Source organism: Aeribacillus sp. FSL M8-0235 (assembly GCF_038000355.1).
GTDB lineage: Bacteria > Bacillota > Bacilli > Bacillales > Aeribacillaceae > Aeribacillus > Aeribacillus composti.
The window spans coordinates 420,967-440,997 of the sequence record NZ_JBBOBW010000001.1 but is presented as its reverse complement, the minus strand read 5'-3'; the positions used below and the strand labels follow the sequence as shown (position 1 = coordinate 440,997).

The window sequence follows — 20,031 nt, the reverse complement described above, 5'->3', positions numbered from 1 at the left end:
CATGAAAGAATCTCTTGAAGAACTAAGGGAAGAATTTCAATATAATAAAACGAACAGCTGTGTACAGTGCGGTTATTGTCTGCCCGTCTGCCCGACATATGTAACTACGCGAATAGAAACACATTCACCGCGCGGACGTATTAATTTAGTCAAAATGGTTGGCGAAGGAAAAATCACGGATCTATCAGTGCTTGAAGAGCCGTTGGATTTATGCCTTGGATGCCGGGCTTGTGAAACGGCTTGTCCGACTGGAGTGGAATATGGTTCCATCCTTGAATCAGCAAGGGCTGCACTTGTGAAACGCAAGAAATTTAAAGCTCCTGTTCGTCTGCTGAGAAAGACAATGTTTCAGAACGTATTCCCTAGTAAAACAGCCATGAATGTGATCGGCAATACGTTTTGGCTTTATGAGAAAAGCGGATTGCAAAAAGCGATGCGCAAAACTGGTATTATGAAAAAGCTGCCTTATCATTTAGGTGAATTCGAAGCGACAATGTCTCAGGCAGTTTCACCAGCAGAGCGTAAACAAGCTCCTTCCAAAGCGAAAGCAAAAGGTGAAAAAAAATATACAGTTGCATTTTTCACCGGATGTATCATGGATGCTATGTTCCATCGCATCAACCGGTTGTCTGTACAGCTGCTTGCAGAAGCGGGTTGTGATGTCATTGTCATCCCTAATCAGACATGCTGCGGCGCACTGCATGCGCACTCTGGTGAAATAGAGGAAGCCAAGCGTCTCGCAAAACAAAACATCGCCGCATTTGAACAAGAGAACGTTGATTTTATTGTGAATAATGCCGGAGGATGCGGAGCTATGCTGCATGAATATGACCACCTGCTCGCAGATGATCCAGAATGGGCTGATAGAGCGGCTGCGTTCACTGCAAAATCAAGAGATATCAGCCAAGTGCTAGTCGCTTGCGGCGGACTGCCTAATCTTCGGTCAAATCCGGAAGAACGAGTCACATATCAGCCTTCGTGTCATATGACCAATGTTCAAAAAGTGACTGAGGAGCCTTTAAACCTTCTAAAAAGTATTTCAGGAATTAATTTTGTTGAGATGGAGCAAGCAAACATGTGCTGCGGTTCAGCAGGAATCTATAATATTATTAACTATGATGCCTCAATGGACATCCTTGATGAGAAAATGAAGCATACGAAAGCGACCGGAGCATCAGTCGTGATTACGACCAACCCAGGATGTCTCATACAGATGAAGCTTGGTATCGAACGCGAAAAACTGTCTGATTCTGTGCGGGCATTGCATCTAGTCGAATATTTGGCCGAAGCTGCCGGAATTTCATAAATTTTGCTTACACTTATGATGGATACGTGTTTATTGTACATTTGATGGAAGCATTAAAAATGACATTCCGCACCTGAAAGGAAAACTTCCATCTTTTTTTCAGGTGCGTTTTTTAAAAGTTTTCACTTATCATTTAATTCCTTTTTAATCAACTTCTTCCACCTTCATTCTTTTTTCGATAATTTCCATCGATCATCTATTTTGCCTGCTCCGACACACGGATGGAAAGGAAAGATTATAGCCAGCCTCAAGTTCAAATAACCCTTTTGATTGTTAGCCGATGTAATCAAGTCAGCCGGAAAAGAATTCGATCCGCTAATACAATCGGATTTTCTTCACGCTGAAAATCTCCAAAATGTGTCCAGTTACATTGAATTGGACGATGTTTCAGAGCAACGTTTTTCGTATTTCCATTGAGAATCTGTCTGTAAAAATAAGAAAATGAAGCTTTATATGACGTTTTATTAATGTTTCTGTTTATTCATATAGGTTTGTAAATTCCGCATATCCGAGAACAGCCAAGTACGATTAATTCGAAGTCATAAACACCTTGATATTGCCATTCTCAGCCAAAGAATCCCTAGTTTGGTAACAAACTAAACCGGACCAATTTTTATTTCTCGAAATATTTAAAAAAGATCAAAAAAAAAAAAAAAAAAAAAAAAAAAAAAAAAAAAAAAAAAAAAAAAAAACTTAGACGGAATAAATAACACCAACATTAAATTTAGGTTATAATAGACCTGAATTTTATTTAAGTTGGTGATTATTTATGCGTACCAAAAATAGATTAAATCCAATCGAATCAAAATACTTTAGACCCGAGATAACTAATTGTCCAGAATGTGGTAATAAATTAGTATACTGTCACCCTGTTTGGAGAAAAACAATTTCTACCCTAAAAGGTGAATTTAAAATCATAAATCTAGGATACCGATGTGAGAATAACTCCTGTTCTAATGACACCGTATATCGTTCAGCTGAAGCCGAACAATTAAGTATGAAGCACATTACTTATGGAATGGATGTCATCGCATATATCGGATATTTACGGTTTAAAGAACATAAGACTCGATCTGAGATAGCTACTATATTATCGGAAAAAGAAGTGAAAATTTCTGAGAGGCAAGTACAGAAACTTTATGAAAGATATGCGTTATTACTGCGGGCAAGCGTTAAAGAAAATATGAAAGAGACATTAGAAAATATTGTGAAAGAACATGGAGGACTTGTCTTATCTATTGATGGTGTCCAACCCGAAAAAGGTAACGAAACATTGTATGTCATCCGTGAAGTTCTTAGTGGTACTATTTTAGCTGCACATAATTTAAAAAGCAGTGCTTCTCAAGAACTGATAGGTATTATTCAACCCATTTTAGACTGGGGTTATCCAATCCAAGGTTTTATCAGTGATGGGCAACAATCCATTCGTTTAGCAATTGAACAAATAGCTCCAGATATTCCGTATCAATATTGTCAGTTTCATTACTTTAAAGACATAGCCAAACCATTAGTTGAAAAAGATAGAAAACTAAAAACGAATATCAAAAAGAAGCTAAGGGGAATAAGGGAAGTTGAAAGAAAAATTGAAAATTCTCCATCTAAAAACATAGAAGAAGAGGTAGCAAGTGACTATATTGCGGCTATTCGATCCGTTCTTCTAGAAGATGGTAAGCCACCATTCGAATTACCAGGCACTTGTGTTTTTGAACGAACGAATGCGATTAAAGATTCGATTGAAAAATGCCTGGATAAAAAAGGGGACTCCTCTACTTGAAAAGTTGTTCAGAATAGTCAGAAATGTGGATAACTATAAGGAAGATTATCAACTCGTAAAACGTTGGGATACACGATTTAAAAGGATTGCCACCATTATGGAACCTTCTGAGAATAAAACAAGTTTTTGGGTCGAAAACAGATTGAAGCAATATTTAAACCAAATGGAAAAAGAGCTCAATCGGAAAGAAGATCAACCGTTTGTAGAGAACCTATTAAAGTATAGTAAAGGATTTTGGAAAGGACTTTTCACCTTTTATGATTATCCACTTATACCGAGAACGAATAATGATTTAGAACTCTTTTTAGAAGAATAAAGCAAAAACACCGAAGAATCACTGGTAGTCGGACTTGGAATCGATATATTATCCGACACGGTGAAAACATTGTATTTGTAGAAAATGTCTCTAATGAACAGGAAGGGCTACAAATGATAAAAAATGTTAATTATTCAGCATATAAAACTGAAGCGAATAAATGGGAACAACGTATTGGCGAGCATATAAAACAAAGAAGATTCAAAAAAGAACCAAATGAATATTTAAACACTATTGAAGAGAAATGGAAAAGGCACAACTAATTTATTGTGTTGGTTGTGCCGTCTAAGAAAAAAAAAACATTTATTGATTTTTAATAAACTCAACTTTCGCAGCTCAATTTTGGTAAATAAGCCTTGATATAATTAGGCAAAACTACAATCCATTTACGTAATTGACTTTCGATGAATTTTTTAATCTTTTGATTTACATTTTGAAGTGCATCTTCAAGAATTTCAATGAGTAGTTGAAGTGCAAAGGCCCAATCTAGTTCATCGATTTCATCACAAAGTTCATAAAAAATGCCGCCTAATGTTCGATAATCTGTACTTACTCGGTTTTGCCAAGACAAAACAATGTACCTTGTAAACACAATAGTGGTATGGCTGATCATGGAATCATAAGATCTTCCTTGGAACTCTTTTTGGAGTTTCAATAAGGATTTGACTGTTTTGAAGAATACTTCAATATCCCAACGTATCCCATAAATACGAATGATTTCTTGATCCGATAAAGTACAGTCTGTACTCAAAATAGCTAGCCACTGTCTCTTTTTATTACGATTACGGACAAATACCACTTTAACAGGTACGCCATTTGCCATCGTTGTGTGAATAGAGCGCAAAATACCCTTTTGATGTTGTGATGGTTTAGCTGTTTGGTATAGTTTTTTTAGGCTCACCCATTCACCGTTCACTTGATATCTTTGTTTTGTATCCTTCACCATTCCAATAACATCCAACCCTTGATCCACAATGGACTTGATCAAAGGCTGTTGGGTAAACCATGTATCCATTAAAACGTATGAGGCATCGATTCCTTGAGAAAGTGCCCGTTTAATCATATTGGGAATAACTTCCGGCGCTTTTTGTAAAGCTTCGACACGCCGCTTATAACCGGATGTACGCTTATCGATTCGGTTATCAATCCCATTGATTTGGGAATTCGTAGAGCTTAATAAAGCAAAATCAATAGGCAAAAATGTAGCACCATCTGACCAGCCGAGTGTAAGCATACGAAATCCTTTGTAATAACGCATTTTTTGAGAAGAATGATCGAAACAGCGAGCAAGCAGTTCAACCTTTTTACTGCGATTTCGTTCATAAGATGAGTCGTCCACGATCAGCACTTTCGGACGGTCGTGTCTCGTTAAACTACTTACCTTCATAATGGTGAAAGTACTCAAAACAAGTAAAAACCTGCGCCAATTGTATTGAGGGTTATTTAAGAAGCGATAAATAGCGTTTTTTTCCGGCAAATCTTTAGCTTTTTTACTTTGAAGAAGTCGAAACAAATTTTTGCCTTCAAAAACTAAACTAAAAACTAGTTGGAATAAATAGGCGCAGGAATAACCGAAACCCTTGTTAATTCCCACTTTCCTTAAATATTTTAAGATTTCAAGTTCATCAAATATAGCTTTTACTTCTTTTGGTAGTTGATTGTTCAGTCTGTTATTCGTTATCATAATAAGAGACACCTCACCTGCTTTTGGTAATGTTTTTTCTGGACAATTAAACTATACCAAAAGTTGAGGTGTTTTTTTTTTGCAAATTTTTATGTCAAGAAGTATTCGAAACAACCAACAAACCCATTAACCGTAAGGCTTAGAAATCCAATTTACTGTGAGAAAGTTGAGTTTTAAAGTAATTTGCTATATTTTTGTCAAACCTCTTGTTGTGGTAGCGTCAAAGATTCGTTGCCCATTTGAACGTACATTCCAATGCAAATGCGGTTTTGTAGCTGATAGAGATTGGGATAATGCACTCAACATCAAAAAGGAAAGATTGCGGTTATTAGCATAATCCTATATAGAGCATGGTACCGGCTTGATAGTTCTGTCTCCATATCGTATCGTTAGATAAGATTATCCGAGAAGTCTTCCTTCTAAACGAAGCGTAGGTGGAGGATAGTTCACTGAATATAAAAATACCGAATGTTAATCGTTTAAAAAATTGGTATATTAATTTATTTTTATTTAAAAATTATTGAATAAAATTAAAAAATGAATTAATATAATTAAAAGGGGTGGTTATATGGAAAGAGATGAAATTCCATCATGGGTACTATCTCTAGATAAAGAATCATTAGAGTTTATAAGAAAGTTTATTTTGAATTCTGGATCATTGAAAGCTATGGCGCGCGATTATAAAGTATCTTATCCTACTGTACGTACGATGTTAGACAGATTGATAAAAAAAATCGAATTGCATAGCAAGGAAGAAGACGTCGAATTTGTAAACATGATTAAAAATCTCGTCATTGATGAGCGTATAAGTTTAGATGTTGCAAAAATTATTATTGATAAATACAAAAGGGAAAAGGAAAAGGGAGAATAAAAATGGAACATATTTTACAATTCTCGATAGCTGTTTTAGTTTTAGTTTTTCAATATTTAATTTCTAAAAGAGGGCATGTGCTCTTAGGTGCAATATTACCCTTGCTTTATATTGGATTTTTTGTATACGGATATCTGAATAATATATTTCCTGTAAGATCTGGGGAAGCGATACTTGCATTATTAGGAGGAACAGTGCTTCTTGTATCAGGATGGGTTAGTGGGAGAGAATCTTTATCTAGGAAAAGAAAGAAAGAACTAGATAAAATAAAAGCAAGGGATCTATAAAAATAAAGATAGTAACAAAAACTTGTATATTTTTAAAGGATGATTTAATGAGATCAAAACATTACTAGGGTAGAGCAGAATAGAATGAGCAATTAGTGTTAAACAAAAAGAGGAATTAAGGCATATTACTTATTAAAGAAAGAAAGGGCAGTAGCCCTTTCTTTCAGGTTCTTACAGAGTAGGAAATATTCTGAAATATTCTCCTATCCTATCCTATCCTATCCCAACCTAACAATTGGACTAGAACAAAATCTATATGATGTAGTAATAAAATGATACATTAAGTATTAACCAACAATGTTATTAATTTTATCAATGATCCAGTCAATTGCCATACCACCTCTGATCCACTTTAACACTTTATCTTTGTTATCCCAAGCCCATTTCGCAGCTTTAGAACTTAATTGAGCAACGATTTTCAAAAAAAGTATCCATTTTTACTCTTTATTTCCAATTTTATATAATATTGTTGAAATTAGGTATAACATATATTACAAAAAATGTCTATAGAATGTTCTGATTTTTTACTGTTTTTATATTGTTTTTACATTTATTTTATTTTTTACAAAAATTATCTGAATTTGTAAAATAATTTAATAAAAAATATACTTTTTCTATAATGTTAAGTGTAAATTCAATATTAATGTGTTTTGAACAAGGGCGCCCTATTTTTTAATTAATATCTATTAAACACCAACGTCTTTAACAAACAGAAAAAACGAAGATCAAGCTGGATAAATCATATTTTTAACAACTTTATTTTCCTATTATTACCTGTTTATGGTGTGCAGAATAAACAAAATGATACAACTTTATAGAAGGAACGAAGCTTCCAGAAAAATATCCGTAGTACACTTCATTTTTAAACGACCTTATTGTTAATAAAATCGATTTGTAGAAATTTGTATACTTGTGTTTGGATTAAATTTGTCAAATTTTTTTAAATCGTCCGGTATTACTAGCTATATTTGGATCATAGCTGCAGCGATTAATTTCTACTTCTGGCCAAATTTCTGGTATATATAAGTGGCTTTGTTTGTTCTTATTAATACTTCACAACTATTAAATGGTTTGTATAGTTGCTACAATCTATGTTGTTCCTTTATCCAAATTCAAACTGGATCTTTTTCTACAAAATTATTTATAACAACCCGAATGAAATTTAAGAGTTAAAAGTGACGGAATCACTATTACAGCGAATGTCTCGAAATTTCAACACGTTCTAAATCAATTCAAGTATTGAAAATTTCAGATATTCCTAATGATATAGCAATTCGTTATTATCAATGGTATGCAAATAAGGACAACCATTGAAATCATATGAGGTTTTATAAAGTAATCTCAGACAACTGCCTTGTTAACTTCATAATTAAAGCCGGTTGATAATTGACACTTAATAGCTTTATAGGTGTCTTTATTTAAATGGATATAAGGTACAGAAAGTAATAAAACTAAGGATGAATTCGGTATATAAATTTTATTTTTGTTCAAAAAAAATTGAATAAAATTAAATTTTAGTTTAATATAATTTAGTAAGGGGGATATGGAAAGAGATGTCACTCCGTTATGGGTACTACCTCTAGTTAGAGAACTGGTAAATCATTAGGAAAGGAGAGGGTATTTTTGAAATCGGCACTACCGCCGATAATTTTGGACTAATTATATCCATTGTGTGGGGGTATTTCTCCGATTTGAGACATGGAGAAACGCAAGTGTTTATGATTAGACTTATCGTTGTACCTTTATTACCTTTATTACTTTTATTACTTAGTAAGATGCGTGAAGCTAAAGAAAAGGAATGAGCTTGCTTCTCTAGGCTATTTAAACATCTAAAGTAGCTCCTTTTGTTAAAACCTTCTTTTAAATTATTGGAAGATATGTGAAACATGAATGCTTCAGAATTTAATAGTAAGTAACCTTTTAGAGTCAAAAATCGTGACTGATAGTATGGAATTTGCAGAAAGAGGGAGAGAGTACATGGCAGTAAAAGCCCTAGAAGTTCGATCTTTAACGAAAAAAGTAAAAAATAAAGTGATTGTCGATGATGTTAGTTTCGCCGTTGAAAAAGGTGAAATATTTGGGTTGCTTGGCCCTAATGGTGCCGGAAAAACGACGATTATACGGATGATCGTGGGCTTGATAGGGCGCACGAAGGGCAGTGTGTATGTGAATGGCTACAATTTAGATGAGCAATTTAAAGAAGCAATGAGTGAAATTGGAGCGATTGTAGAGAATCCAGAATTCTATAAATATATGAACGGATATAAAAATCTAAAGCACTATGCAAACATGGCAAGACACAAAGTCACTGAGGAACGTATTCAAGAAGTAATAAGGGTAGTAGGTCTTGAACAAGTTATTCACCAAAAGGTAAAGACATATTCACTTGGAATGCGGCAACGATTAGGATTAGCACAAGCTTTATTGCATAATCCATCTTTATTAATACTGGATGAACCAACAAATGGACTTGATCCTCAGGGGATTAGAGAATTCAGGGATTATTTGCGCTCTTTAACGAAAGAGGGAATCTCTGTTATCGTATCCTCTCATTTATTATCAGAAATGCAATTAATGTGTGACCGATTTGCCATTATTAAACAAGGAAAACTAATTCATGTTTCTTCTATGGACTTACATAATGAACAAGATCAATCATTACAAAATGTGGTGTTTGAGGTTAGTGATGTAGAAACAGCAGTTCAGCTTCTCCAAGAAAATAAGTTGACCGATGAATTAAAAATAGTAGGTGACCAACAGTTTTCAATTAACATAGACAAAGAGACAATTGCAGTAGTTAATCAGCTATTAGTGAAGAATAATGTCAATGTATATAGAATCAATCTAGTAACTACAACGCTTGAGGATCGTTTCTTAGAATTAACCGGCAAAGGTAAGTAGGAGGGTAAAGACTAGTGTTTTCTCTAATTAAAAATGAGATGGTGAAGATTTTTGCGAAAAAGGCTAGTTGGATATACATCTTGATTCTGATTTTAGCTGTAGTCATTGGAGGCATCATTCAACAAAAAATATATGGGGAACCGAGCGATAATTGGCGCGAGGAAACTCAAACCGAATTGAACCAATTAAAAAAGGATTTGGAAGCTGCTCCAAATGAAGATAAGGAATGGATTATGGAGCAAATAGAGCAAAAGCAACGCTATCTTGATGAAAATATAAATCCAAATGCAGTAAGTAATTGGCATTTTATGAATGGAACTGTGATAGGCATGACAATGTTGGTCACTCTGTTTGCAGTTATTGTAGGCAGTGCAAGTGTATCATCAGAATTTGCCGAAGGGACAATCAAACAGCTATTAATTAGACCCCATCAAAGATGGGTCATCCTTCTGTCTAAGTATATCTCAGTATTACTCTATTCTATAGTGTTATTGATTGTTCTTATTATATCAGGATATATTGTAGGCTTGATTCTTTTCGGGAGCGGGGATTTTAACGCAAAAATCTTTGAAACCACTCTTGATGGCCAACAAAAGTTAGCTGTTGTGGGGACACAATTCTTTTTAAAGGTCATGTATTATATTCCAAGTCTATTGATTATCATAACGATTGCTTTCATGTTATCTACCTTGTTTAAAAGCCAAGCATTGGCCGTGGGTATCGGAATATTTGTTTTGTTCCTATCCTCAACTATTGGCGGTATGATTGTGTTATTAGCAGAAAAATATACCTGGGCAAAATTTTTAATCTTTCCACACTTGGATCTAACAGTTTATGCTCTACAAGAAAAAATACTCCAAGACGTAACATTGCCAATGTCCTTAATCATTTTGGCGGTGTACTACACTATATTCTTGTTGATAACATTTACCTTTTTTCAAAAAAGGGATATTAGCATATAAAATAATTTAGGTTCAAATCGGTAAACCTTGATATGATGTCAATGCTTGTATTCATGATCTTCACGTATTTTATATAACATACTGTAGATGAGCAAATTCACTAACATAAATTTACATCCGAACAAAAAAGGAGACATGAACCCGATTCCTTGATTAGAATAGATGTGTCACCAAACCATTCTCAAGGAGGTTCATGTCTCATGAATAGACTACCACATCACCAAGGAATCGACAAGTTTTTCGCAATGTTGGGGCTGGCCCTTTATTTCTCTAAGCCGGTCATGAAGCATCTCGTTCATATTATCGATGCGCTGACAACGAAAGGATTTGTGGGAACCTTGACCGATCTGCATCATGAGAGCTTTCATCCCAACCATCGAACGACACTGAGCCATTTTTTCACGAAAAGCCCTTGGGATGAAGAAATCTTGCTTCGCAAACTCCAGCAGTGGATGCTTCGTCATGTGGAACGAACGGCCAAGCGAAAGAATCACCCCATTTTTGTTTCGATCGATGATACGATCTGCCGAAAAACGAAGCCTTCGTCACAGGCGAAACACGCTATTGAAGGGTGTAATTGGCATTATTCTCACGCGGACAAAAAGTCGATTTGGGGACACTCTCTCGTCTGGCTCATGGTTCATACGATGACGCAAGCCTTTCCCTTTGCGTTTCGCCTCTACGACAAGGCGGATGGGAAAAGCAAGGGTCAATGGGCCATCGAGATGCTTTCTTCTTTGGATGTGCACGGTTCTGTTTATGTGCTGATGGATTCTTGGTACCCATCGAAAACACTCGTGGAAGCCTGCCTGAAAAAAGGATTCCACGTCATTGCGATGCTCAAGACGAATCGGGTTCTTTATCCAAAAGGCATCGCCATCCAAGCCAAACAGTTTGCCCGCTATATCGAACCGAACGACACCCATCTCGTCACGGTGGGAGAAGAGCGTTATCGCGTGTATCGCTACGAGGGAGCGCTGAAAGGTCTCGATGATGCCGTTGTGTTGTTGGCTTGGAAAGCCGATCAGCCGATGACACCTGAACATCTTCACTGCGTCTTGAGCACCGACCGGGAGCTAAGCGATGAAGAGATCTTGCGCTACTATGCCCAGCGTTGGTCGATCGAATGCTTTTTTCGACAAGCGAAAGACCAGCTGAAGCTCGATGGGTACCGCGTTCGTCAACGTCGGGCGGTGAAACGGTATTGGATCTTGGTGCAACTCGCTTATGTGTACAGTATGGTCGAATCCAACAGCGATTTCTCTACCGGGCTTGACTTCCTTCGAAAGAAGAAAGGACATAGCCTCGTGGAGTTTATTTACGATGCAGCGAAACAAGATATTCCCATTGATGTCGTTAAAAAACAGCTTCATGTGGCATAAGGGGTACTCCGTTTGTCTCTTTTTACATGGTAATTATTGTAATGAAAATTGCTCAACTACAGTAACATATTCTATTGTAGTGTTGAGTAGCATTTTTAGTAACTTGTTGGATAACATTTTGTAAATAGTAAGGGAGATAAAGTATCAATGAAAAGAATAGTAGAGGTAATATTGGCTATTTTAGGGATTTTGTCGTACGGACTAGTGATAGCTTTAGGTGGGCTTATGTTCTTTCTACGAAATAACGAAGAATTTCTTAAAGAATTTTCAAGCAATGGGGCGGATGATTTGGAAACAGTGGTTAAGATAATGAGCACAGGGGGAACAATGTTTATAATCGCATCCATTCTTGCGATCATATTAGGTATTATAGCAATTTTCACGATTAAAGGGAATAAACGCCCAAAAGGAGCTGGTACTATCTTCATTGTGACAGCTGTCTTGGTTGCAATTATTACAGCGGGGATTGGTATTATTCCTGGTATCTTTTATTTCATTGCTGGACTTATGTGTTTTGTTCGAAAGCCTCCTCAAGTGACAGGATGAGTAGCTTTAAACATACATATTCCCCTCTCTAATTTCATTATACTGACTATTTCTACTCTTTGTTATTGAAGAAATGACAAAATTATAATAAAAATATTAATAATTTAGAGTCATATAATGTATTTTGCAATAGAAAAGTGCAGAGAAATGCAATTAAAAATGCAGAGGTTTGCCACCCATTTAATTCCTTTTCGACAATGCGTGGGACAGTCTATAGCTCTCGCCATGAAAAGAGATGATATGGGCGTGATGAATTAGCCTGTCCACTAACGCTGCTGTTAATCGAGAATCTGTAAAGATCCGGTTCCATTGACTAAATTCTAAGTTAGATGTAATAAAGAGAGGTGATTCAAATTGCAAAATGCAGAAGAATACAATTCAGTAAATGTACAAGAAAAAATTAATTCAAATAAACGCTTTATTTCTGTACTGTTTATGTGGTGTGGTCAATTATTTTTTGTTTTATTTGTTCCGTAATGTTTTATCCAATCAATTATATTACCTTAAAATTTACCCCAGCTTCCTATTTTTTATCATTTGCTGCAGTGTTTATTAGCAGTGGCGTTTTATTTCACCGATTCTACTTATTTCTATACGATCATGTTGTAATCTTGGCAAAAAATCAAAACGATAGAATTTGGAATATGATAGCTCTTACTTTGTTTAACATAACTGGTCCATTCGCTGGATTGTTAATTTATTTGTTCACCGACAACCTGATTTATGGGGGAACTACAGTTTTATTTATTTCTACGGCTCTGTGAGTTGGTTTATACCTCTAAATTTTATAAGGAAGGAACTTAAGGAAAGAAGGGAAAGGAATTTTAATATTGTCTTCATAGACGAGAATGGAAATAAACGGATCTATTTCAAATTATAGGTCTTGTATCTACTAATGATAATGCACTTGTAAAAATAATTAATAACGATTATTAATTATAAGTATAATGGATTCATATATGAATCAAAGAAAACCAGATTGACTAGAAATAGTTAACAAATTTCTTTTTAAAAAGAAGGGATTTACTGATAAATAGTGTCAGGATAAATCATAACACCTTAGATCCTTCTGACATTGTTCCCCTATGTCTTTTGCGCTTTCTTGTGTTTACTTCTTCTTTGTTTTGTAAAATTTATACACAAAAGATCAATTGGTTTTTTTAGCTATTTGGTCTTTTCTTATTTTTTAAGGGAATGTTATATTCCTCGTAATTGGAATTTAGTAAAAATTTATTAACGAAAATATTAAATTCATTGCCCGAAAAAAATCCATACATAGAAGAATAAGTAATGGTTACTATCAAGAAATATAAAAAAAATCAAAAAAATAAGAAATGAAATAACATTTATTAAATACTCAGCTTTCGCAGTCCAAAATCTTGTTTAAATGCTTGATGTAAATGGTTTTGGGAAGTACAAAATTATCATTTGACATTTTTTAAAACATAAAGAAAGACACCTATTCTTTTGGTAAAATATTGGTGACGAAACCAAATCCAAAAGAAAGGTGTCACCACTATGATAACGAATAAAGACTACTTTGCGCAATTACCAAAAGAAATTAAACAAGGATTTTCCGAATTAAATATTGGATATCATTTAAGAAAAGCGAATATTACGAAACTTTCCGGGTATTCTTGTCTTACTGTTTTCAAACTGATTTTTCTTTTAGTCTTCCAATATAAGAACTGGTTTCGTGCTTTTATGAGTAAACGATCTCAGGATCTGCCCGGAAAGGATACAGTCTATCGCTTTTTAAATACACCAACCTATCATTGGAGAAAGTTTCTACTTTCATTAAGCAGTGAAATGATCCGTCTGCTTCAACCATTAACTTCAAAAGATCGTGTCACAGCTTTTGTGATTGATGATTCTGTCTTTTCAAGAAACCGTAGTAAGTCGGTTGAACTGTTGGCTAAGGTTTTTGATCACTCTACCCATCAGTACTTGAAAGGGTTTCAAATGCTTACCCTTGGCTGGACCGATAGTTTTACTTTTATTCCCGTTGATTTTGCTCTTCTAAGTTCACCGAAAAAGGAAAATCGCCTGCAAGAAATCAATCCCAATATTGATAAACGAACATCTGGCTATAAGCGTCGCCAGGAAGCTCTGAAATCAAAACCGGACGTGGCTTCAGCTTTACTTGATCATGCGCTTGAAAAAGGGATTATAGCTGACTATGTTCTCATGGATTCCTGGTTTACACAAGCGCCTTTAATTGAGAAGATTACGAACAAAGGGTTATTTGTCATTGGCTTGGTGAAGCAATTAAAGCAGCGATACGTTTACAATGGTGAACGTTTCACACTGAATCAACTTTACAAATTGGCAAAACCTCACATGGGTAAAAAAGACATTCTCGGATCCGTTTATGCTACTTTAGACAATGGAATTCCAGTAAAAATTCTATTTGTACGAAACCGTAATAAACGGAGCGAATGGCTTGCCATTCTCAGCACAGATACAACATTAGAAAATGAAGAGATCATTCGTATTTACGGCATGCGTTGGGACATTGAAGTCTTCTTCAAATGCAATAAATCCCTTTTAAATTTAGAGAAAGAATTCCAGGGACGTTCCTACGACATGTTAATTAGCCATACAACCATTGTTTTTACACGATATATTCTCATTGCTTGGCAAATGCGCAAAGAGGAGGATCCTAAGACGCTTGGCAACCTTTTTTACATCCTTTGCGAAGATGTAAAAGACATAGATTTTATTACTGCCCTTCAATCACTTATTGACCTTTTCCAAACTTTGGCGGAAGCCGAGGTTTCTTTGAACATGGACATCTTTAAAAATCAAATGAATAAATGGTTGGCCACTATACCTAATTATATCAAGCAATGCTTAAATATTTCTGTGTGCGAAAGTTGAGTAATAAATATATTGGGTCTAATCTCTTCTGTCATTTCTTCTTAACCCTAACAGTCCTGCAAGACCAACTAAACCAATCCATCCCCAATCTGTATCTTCATTATCATCACTATTATCAACATCTGTATTTTGAGCCATTTGAGTAATTTTGTTTGTGTTGTTATTGACGTCTATGCTGTCATTTTCAGCGTAGACAACTATCCCAAAAAGCATCAACGCAACTGATAGAGCGCAAAATGAATGGAGAATTTTTTTTAACATGGTTTTCACCTCCCTTTTAATAATTGTTAACATTTAATATGTCCATCAAAAGAACAATTATTCTTTAGATATAGAAGCCGTTTAGGGCGTCATTTTTAAACCTATTCAATTCAATAAACGAGTGCGTTAAAGAAAAAATAGATGGTAAAAAAAGAGAAATGAATGCAATTACAAGGTATATATCTTCTATAAAAGAAGGGGAGCTATTATCAAATGTTTTAAGGCAGGGATTGGGGATTTACTGTTATTCCACAAACGTGATGAATGGTTGGCATACAAAAGACGATTTTTAAAAAGTAAAAGCTTGCGGCATCGCAAGCTTTTCCATATTTAGCAATCCGAACTTTTCACGTTGAGCGGCGGTGGAACTAGCCAGCCTTTTTCTTTGTTTATTCTAAGCAATTTAGCACCATATTGCGCTTTTTTTACGTGAAATTGACCAAACATTAAAGCAATATCTTCCCTGATGCACTCTCCTATAATTGTACTGCATGCCACTAAACCAGCAGAAATATCTTTGCTAAGCATTGCAGCTATTTCCGGGTCGGCAAATCTCGCACCAACTGGAATATCTTCCAAACATGCTTTTGGCCGTTCTGGGGGTGATGGCGGAAGTGCTATTCCATTTTCTTTTAACAAGTTTTCTATTTCTTGTATTTCCGGTTTTAAAACGTTTTCGATGCTATCCTCTATAAAACGTTTTAAATCCTTATCGCCTGTGTGGTTGAGCAATGTTTGATATCCTGCAACAAATCCTTTAGCCGTTTGTAAATACGACCATACGCCAAATATTTCTCCGTAGTGCATTGGCTCTTCTTTTGGATTACCGCTTAAAATTCCCATAATAAACCTCCTAACAAAATTCATATATCACCATTCTTTAGATAATATGGATTGATTGAAATACAATTATGCAAAGGAAAGTGAAGTTTTAAAAAAACTTATTATGTTATTGGAATTTTGTACGAAGGATGAACAAAGAAGTTTGTGTAATGCATTGATTAGATCATCAAATTTAGTTAAATTTTCAATCCTTCTAACAGTACTTCTCGATAGGAAATTTGACTACAAAAAAGGACTACCTCCTTTCTTCTTAGTAAGGAAGTAGTCCTCACTTATTCTATAGACCAGTTCTCAAAAAAAGTGGTCAATTTTATTACATGCACCCTACATATCCTTTTATTGTAATAATTTTACAGTTCCCTTTCACTTTCGTGCATTTTGATTTTAGAGGGCAATGACTACAGTCTTCACATTCATAGATTTTGAAGCTTTGTTCATAACCAGACGGGTCCTTTTTGTTTTGGTATTTTTTAAACGCAACTTTCCTTCCATTTGGGCAGATAAAACAATTATCTTGCTCACAATACGTCCAGTTTTTCGCAATTTTGATGTCTTTTTGTATTTGTGTGTTGTTCTTGTACGTAGGTGCCATAAGAAATCAGAAAATCAAATCGAGGCTCTTTCTCAACACCAACTGCATATAGTTTTCTTCACCGCCATATCCTGCATCCGCAATGACTGCTTTCGGCTTGGGTAAAGAAAATTTGCCAGTTTCTCCATATTTTCTTGGATGAGCTTTTCGATTCCCCGGCAGGAATAAATCTTTTGGGAATAAGCGTACAGAAAACTATATTTTTTGCATCAATTTTTCTATTCGATTGGAGCTTCCGAAAATCTCAATATGGTATTTGACATTTTCATATGCGGCACGGATAACATCTTGATGAAACACAAAATAATCTGTATAGCAAGAAGATTGGACATTTTTATTTATATGATTGATAACATTGTTGAAGGTTGAAGTAGCAACATTAATTTTTCTAATTCCTAACTTAATGCATTCTTTAAAATCATTCTCTTCGATTCCCGATCCACCGTGCAATACAAGCGGTATTTCAACTCGATCATCAATTTCCTTCAAACGGTCAAACCGCAAATTTGGTTCACCTTTATATACGCCGTGGGCGTTCCCGATTGCAATTGCTAATGCATCTACTTTTGTTTCTTCAGCAAATTTCTCAGCTTCTTCAACCCCTGTAATAGTTATTTCGATATCTTCTGACCCATCTTCGCTTCCTCCGACTCTTCCAATCTCAGCTTCAACGGTTGCACCGTAGAAGTTCGCCAGTTTAACAATTTCTTTTGTCTTTTCTATATTTTCTTTTAAAGGTAAATGTGATCCATCATACATGACAGATGTAAAGCCGATATCAAGTGCCTGCTTGATTTTTTCATAAGTTAAACCGTGATCAAAATGAACTGCTACTGGGACAACAGATTGTTTCGCAGCTTCAACCATTAATGGGCCGATTAAATGAAGTGGAGAATGCTTCAAACGAACTTCGGCAATTTGCAATATAATGGGCGATCTTAATTCCTCTGCCGCTTGGATCGCCCCCATAACCATTTCCATATTTGCAACACTAAATGCACCGATTCCAAAATTATCCTCTTCTGCACTTGCGAAAATCTCTCGCATTGTCACTAAAGGCATTTATTCATCATCCTTTTCCTATACCGACTATTTTCTAGGGAAAATCTGTACTTGCTATTACGTTTTCTATACAAGATCTTCAATGAAAAACAACGAATTTTTTTCTTAAATGGTTTGTTAAAACTCGACTTTCACCGGTACTCCTTTTTCAAATGACTCTTGCGCAGCTTTGGCAATTCTTTGTGCTTGCAAGCCATCAAATCCACTGCACAAAACAGATTCATTATCCATGCAAGCATGAACAAATTGCTTAACTTCTTCAATATAGGCTTCAGAATAACGTTCAAGAAAGAAATAGAGCGGTTTATCCTTCACAACATGGTCAGATGTTGATAATTCAACTGTTGTCGGCCGGCAATTATCAGCAGTTGCCGCCCCTTTATCTCCAAAAATTTCTACTCTCTGATCATATCCATAAACGGCCTGTCTGCTATTATCAATGACACCTAATGCACCATTTTCAAATTTTAGTGTTACAACTGCCGTGTCGATATCACCGGCTTTGCCAATTTCTGAATCTATTAAAACGGCTCCTTGAGCAAAAACTTCAACTACTTCACTGTTTACAATATAACGAGCCATATCGAAATCGTGGATCATCATATCCATAAATAAACCGCCTGAAGTCCGCACGTAATCAATGGTTGGCGGTTTTGGATCCCTTGAAGTAATTTTTAAAATATGAGGTGTTCCAATTTGTCCTTGTTGAACAAGATCGTGTAGCCTTTTAAAATTCGGATCAAAGCGTCTGTTAAATCCTACTTGAAATTTGACGCCAGCCTTTTCAACTTCATTAATTACCTCTACTGTTTCTTCAACTGAAAAACTAACCGGTTTTTCACAAAAGATATGCTTACCGGCCGCCGCAGCCTTTTTAATAATTTCGGCATGCGTAGTAGTTGGAGAGCAAACAAAAATGGCATGGATTTCCGGATCACGTAAAAGATCCTCATAATTATCCGTAACTATTGAAATGTTCTTTTCTTTTGCCCAATCTTCCATTTGAGCAATCATTACATCCGATATTCCTTTAATCTTTACATTTGGTATATGCTGCATGTTTTCTGCATGCAGCCGCCCGATTCTCCCTGCTCCAATAATTCCAATGTTTATCATGTTCCGATCTCCTCCATTTTCACCAAGAAAATGACCATCATTTGGCATGATGAAATCTGCTTGCTCATCATTAAAAGTTTTTTATTTAAGTAAATAAAGGATCATTATATTAATGAGCTCGAGCTAAAGAAGCTCGAGCTATTTAATGCTTTTACGTGTCCGACAGACTTGTTGTTGCGAACAACCATCTTTTCATCAGTTAACAAAAATTTATTCTTTCGTAATGCTTTTCAAGAATTCTAATTTTTCTTGCGCATTTTCTTTTGTGATGACATCAATGCCGCTGTCAATTCTTTTTTCAACTTTTTCACCTTTTATAGCTTTAATTGCATTTTCAACTCCTAAATATCCCATGTCATAAGGGCTTTGAGCAATTGTTCCGGCTAATTTTCCGGCTATAATCGATTCAACAGCTTCAACTGTACCGTCTGTGCCAATGACCGGGATTTTCATTCCTTTAGCTTCAACTGCCCGGAGCACTCCAAGTGCCATATCATCGTTTGCAGCAAATACACCTTTAATATTTTTATTGTTCTGTAATATATTCTCCATTACTGACATCGCTTTTGATTTATCACTATCTGCCGGTTGTTCAGCTACTACTTTCATCCCAGCATCTTCTAAAGCTTTTTTGGCTCCTTTTATACGCTCATCTGTTGCAGTGTTCCCAAGAGCACCGCTAATAAGAGCTACTTCATCCCCTTTATTCAACATTGATGCAAGCAATTTTCCAGCTTCCTGACCAGCTGTGAAGTTTTCTGTTCCAATAAATGTTGTTTTATCTTTCAGTTCTGCGTCTGTATCAATGAGCAATACAGGAATGCCCTGTTGTGTAGCCTGTTCTAGTGAAGGAACAACAGTTGAAGGCTGAGTTGGCGAAACAACTAATGCCCCCGGCGATTGATTGATTTGGTCCTCAATCATATTTACTTGTTCGATCACTTGAGACTCTGAAGCTGGTCCTACAACATTTACTTCAACACCCAATTCTTTTCCAGCTGCTTTCGCACCAGCCTCTACATATTTCCAATATGGGCTGCTTAACGTTTTTAAAACGACTGATATTGTTTTTCCTTCTAAATCGTTGCCTTCTTTCTCACTACTTCCCCCTGAAGATTTTTCACCCCCACATCCGGATGCAATAATCATGCTAGCAGCCATTGCTACAACACCTAAAGATTTCACCCATTTTTTCATAAAATCATCCCCCTTGAATTTATAAATAAATTTTAAATATTAACACTATTT

Annotated in this window: 19 protein-coding genes and 1 pseudogene; 11 read left to right on the top strand and 9 right to left on the bottom strand. The window is 35.6% G+C overall.

All coding sequences use genetic code 11. The features are described from left to right. Position 1 precedes the first annotated feature (1 nt). The 4 genes from NSQ71_RS02295 (at position 2) to NSQ71_RS02280 (ending at position 3,659) form a co-directional block, all read left to right on the top strand. Positions 2 to 1,306, top strand: coding sequence for a (Fe-S)-binding protein (locus NSQ71_RS02295; RefSeq protein ID WP_066248135.1), 1,305 nt, complete (start codon positions 2 to 4; stop codon positions 1,304 to 1,306). Positions 1,307 to 2,075: 769 nt separating this feature from the next. Then, positions 2,076 to 3,080, top strand: a complete 1,005-nt coding sequence (locus NSQ71_RS02290) for a transposase (RefSeq protein WP_152642860.1) — start codon at positions 2,076 to 2,078, stop codon at positions 3,078 to 3,080. A gap of 25 nt (positions 3,081 to 3,105) precedes the next feature. Beyond that, complete coding sequence (locus NSQ71_RS02285) at positions 3,106 to 3,396, top strand: hypothetical protein (protein WP_340732649.1); 291 nt, start codon at positions 3,106 to 3,108, stop codon at positions 3,394 to 3,396. A 113-nt stretch (positions 3,397 to 3,509) separates the two neighbouring features. Continuing rightward, positions 3,510 to 3,659, top strand: a complete 150-nt coding sequence (locus NSQ71_RS02280; RefSeq protein WP_340732647.1) for a hypothetical protein — start codon at positions 3,510 to 3,512, stop codon at positions 3,657 to 3,659. A 59-nt stretch (positions 3,660 to 3,718) separates the two neighbouring features. Here the strand turns inward: NSQ71_RS02280 and NSQ71_RS02275 are convergent, their stop codons facing one another. Further along, on the bottom strand, positions 3,719 to 5,080 hold the full coding sequence (locus tag NSQ71_RS02275) for an IS4 family transposase (RefSeq protein WP_094245809.1): 1,362 nt from the start codon (positions 5,078 to 5,080) through the stop codon (positions 3,719 to 3,721). A 568-nt stretch (positions 5,081 to 5,648) separates the two neighbouring features. Between NSQ71_RS02275 and NSQ71_RS02265 the strand changes: the two genes are divergently transcribed. Both NSQ71_RS02265 and NSQ71_RS02260 read left to right on the top strand, forming a co-directional pair. Continuing rightward, on the top strand, positions 5,649 to 5,951 hold the full coding sequence (locus tag NSQ71_RS02265; RefSeq protein WP_013401959.1) for a DUF2089 family protein: 303 nt from the start codon (positions 5,649 to 5,651) through the stop codon (positions 5,949 to 5,951). Between the two features lie 2 nt (positions 5,952 to 5,953). After that, complete coding sequence (locus NSQ71_RS02260; protein WP_339198529.1) at positions 5,954 to 6,238, top strand: hypothetical protein; 285 nt, start codon at positions 5,954 to 5,956, stop codon at positions 6,236 to 6,238. A gap of 287 nt (positions 6,239 to 6,525) precedes the next feature. Here the strand turns inward: NSQ71_RS02260 and NSQ71_RS02255 are convergent, their stop codons facing one another. Then, positions 6,526 to 6,669, bottom strand: a complete 144-nt coding sequence (locus NSQ71_RS02255) for an aureocin A53 family class IId bacteriocin (protein WP_339199944.1) — start codon at positions 6,667 to 6,669, stop codon at positions 6,526 to 6,528. A 1,546-nt stretch (positions 6,670 to 8,215) separates the two neighbouring features. On the opposite strand from NSQ71_RS02255, the gene NSQ71_RS02250 reads away from it, so the two are divergent. The 4 genes from NSQ71_RS02250 to NSQ71_RS02235 all read left to right on the top strand — a co-directional run bounded on the left by NSQ71_RS02250 (position 8,216) and on the right by NSQ71_RS02235 (position 12,029). Next, positions 8,216 to 9,139 carry an ABC transporter ATP-binding protein gene (locus tag NSQ71_RS02250; RefSeq protein WP_339198525.1) on the top strand — a complete coding sequence of 308 codons (924 nt, stop codon included), beginning with the start codon at positions 8,216 to 8,218 and terminating at the stop codon, positions 9,137 to 9,139. 14 nt (positions 9,140 to 9,153) lie between these two features. Continuing rightward, positions 9,154 to 10,101 carry an ABC transporter permease gene (locus NSQ71_RS02245; RefSeq protein ID WP_339198521.1) on the top strand — a complete coding sequence of 316 codons (948 nt, stop codon included), beginning with the start codon at positions 9,154 to 9,156 and terminating at the stop codon, positions 10,099 to 10,101. Positions 10,102 to 10,301: 200 nt separating this feature from the next. Further along, positions 10,302 to 11,483 carry an IS701 family transposase gene (locus NSQ71_RS02240; RefSeq protein WP_063388773.1) on the top strand — a complete coding sequence of 394 codons (1,182 nt, stop codon included), beginning with the start codon at positions 10,302 to 10,304 and terminating at the stop codon, positions 11,481 to 11,483. A gap of 147 nt (positions 11,484 to 11,630) precedes the next feature. After that, complete coding sequence (locus NSQ71_RS02235; protein ID WP_339198518.1) at positions 11,631 to 12,029, top strand: DUF4064 domain-containing protein; 399 nt, start codon at positions 11,631 to 11,633, stop codon at positions 12,027 to 12,029. 180 nt (positions 12,030 to 12,209) lie between these two features. Here NSQ71_RS02235 and NSQ71_RS02230 read toward each other — a convergent pair. Further along, a pseudogene (locus NSQ71_RS02230) lies at positions 12,210 to 12,371 on the bottom strand (ATP-binding protein); the annotation flags it as partial. A gap of 1,176 nt (positions 12,372 to 13,547) precedes the next feature. On the opposite strand from NSQ71_RS02230, the gene NSQ71_RS02225 reads away from it, so the two are divergent. Continuing rightward, a complete protein-coding gene (locus NSQ71_RS02225; RefSeq protein ID WP_340732629.1) occupies positions 13,548 to 14,909 on the top strand; it encodes an IS4 family transposase in 1,362 nt (453 codons plus the stop codon). An 18-nt stretch (positions 14,910 to 14,927) separates the two neighbouring features. Here NSQ71_RS02225 and NSQ71_RS02220 read toward each other — a convergent pair whose 3' ends face one another. From NSQ71_RS02220 to NSQ71_RS02200, 6 genes are all read right to left on the bottom strand, one after another. Next, positions 14,928 to 15,170, bottom strand: coding sequence for a WGxxGxxG family protein (locus NSQ71_RS02220; protein ID WP_339210894.1), 243 nt, complete (start codon positions 15,168 to 15,170; stop codon positions 14,928 to 14,930). A gap of 330 nt (positions 15,171 to 15,500) precedes the next feature. Further along, on the bottom strand, positions 15,501 to 16,013 hold the full coding sequence (locus NSQ71_RS02215) for a DUF3231 family protein (RefSeq protein ID WP_311066814.1): 513 nt from the start codon (positions 16,011 to 16,013) through the stop codon (positions 15,501 to 15,503). A gap of 313 nt (positions 16,014 to 16,326) precedes the next feature. Further along, complete coding sequence (locus NSQ71_RS18460; protein WP_445206695.1) at positions 16,327 to 16,605, bottom strand: transposase; 279 nt, start codon at positions 16,603 to 16,605, stop codon at positions 16,327 to 16,329. A gap of 195 nt (positions 16,606 to 16,800) precedes the next feature. Then, complete coding sequence (locus tag NSQ71_RS02210; protein ID WP_339198512.1) at positions 16,801 to 17,667, bottom strand: class II fructose-bisphosphate aldolase; 867 nt, start codon at positions 17,665 to 17,667, stop codon at positions 16,801 to 16,803. Between the two features lie 117 nt (positions 17,668 to 17,784). Next, complete coding sequence (iolG, locus tag NSQ71_RS02205; protein ID WP_063387650.1) at positions 17,785 to 18,783, bottom strand: inositol 2-dehydrogenase; 999 nt, start codon at positions 18,781 to 18,783, stop codon at positions 17,785 to 17,787. 210 nt (positions 18,784 to 18,993) lie between these two features. Next, positions 18,994 to 19,980, bottom strand: a complete 987-nt coding sequence (locus NSQ71_RS02200) for a sugar ABC transporter substrate-binding protein (RefSeq protein WP_063387627.1) — start codon at positions 19,978 to 19,980, stop codon at positions 18,994 to 18,996. Positions 19,981 to 20,031 lie beyond the last annotated feature (51 nt).

Excerpts from the sequence above, each read along its gene's own strand:
- NSQ71_RS18460 (WP_445206695.1), bottom strand. The coding sequence starts at position 16,605 with ATGGCACCTACGTACAAGAACAACACACAAATACAAAAAGACATCAAA.
- NSQ71_RS02215 (WP_311066814.1), bottom strand. The coding sequence starts at position 16,013 with ATGGGAATTTTAAGCGGTAATCCAAAAGAAGAGCCAATGCACTACGGA.
- NSQ71_RS02225 (WP_340732629.1), top strand. The coding sequence starts at position 13,548 with ATGATAACGAATAAAGACTACTTTGCGCAATTACCAAAAGAAATTAAA.
- NSQ71_RS02200 (WP_063387627.1), bottom strand. The coding sequence starts at position 19,980 with ATGAAAAAATGGGTGAAATCTTTAGGTGTTGTAGCAATGGCTGCTAGC.
- NSQ71_RS02240 (WP_063388773.1), top strand. The coding sequence starts at position 10,302 with ATGAATAGACTACCACATCACCAAGGAATCGACAAGTTTTTCGCAATG.
- NSQ71_RS02210 (WP_339198512.1), bottom strand. The coding sequence starts at position 17,667 with ATGCCTTTAGTGACAATGCGAGAGATTTTCGCAAGTGCAGAAGAGGAT.
- iolG (WP_063387650.1), bottom strand. The coding sequence starts at position 18,783 with ATGATAAACATTGGAATTATTGGAGCAGGGAGAATCGGGCGGCTGCAT.
- NSQ71_RS02280 (WP_340732647.1), top strand. The coding sequence starts at position 3,510 with ATGATAAAAAATGTTAATTATTCAGCATATAAAACTGAAGCGAATAAA.
- NSQ71_RS02295 (WP_066248135.1), top strand. The coding sequence starts at position 2 with ATGAAAGAATCTCTTGAAGAACTAAGGGAAGAATTTCAATATAATAAA.
- NSQ71_RS02235 (WP_339198518.1), top strand. The coding sequence starts at position 11,631 with ATGAAAAGAATAGTAGAGGTAATATTGGCTATTTTAGGGATTTTGTCG.
- NSQ71_RS02275 (WP_094245809.1), bottom strand. The coding sequence starts at position 5,080 with ATGATAACGAATAACAGACTGAACAATCAACTACCAAAAGAAGTAAAA.
- NSQ71_RS02260 (WP_339198529.1), top strand. The coding sequence starts at position 5,954 with ATGGAACATATTTTACAATTCTCGATAGCTGTTTTAGTTTTAGTTTTT.
- NSQ71_RS02250 (WP_339198525.1), top strand. The coding sequence starts at position 8,216 with ATGGCAGTAAAAGCCCTAGAAGTTCGATCTTTAACGAAAAAAGTAAAA.
- NSQ71_RS02290 (WP_152642860.1), top strand. The coding sequence starts at position 2,076 with ATGCGTACCAAAAATAGATTAAATCCAATCGAATCAAAATACTTTAGA.
- NSQ71_RS02220 (WP_339210894.1), bottom strand. The coding sequence starts at position 15,170 with ATGTTAAAAAAAATTCTCCATTCATTTTGCGCTCTATCAGTTGCGTTG.
- NSQ71_RS02265 (WP_013401959.1), top strand. The coding sequence starts at position 5,649 with ATGGAAAGAGATGAAATTCCATCATGGGTACTATCTCTAGATAAAGAA.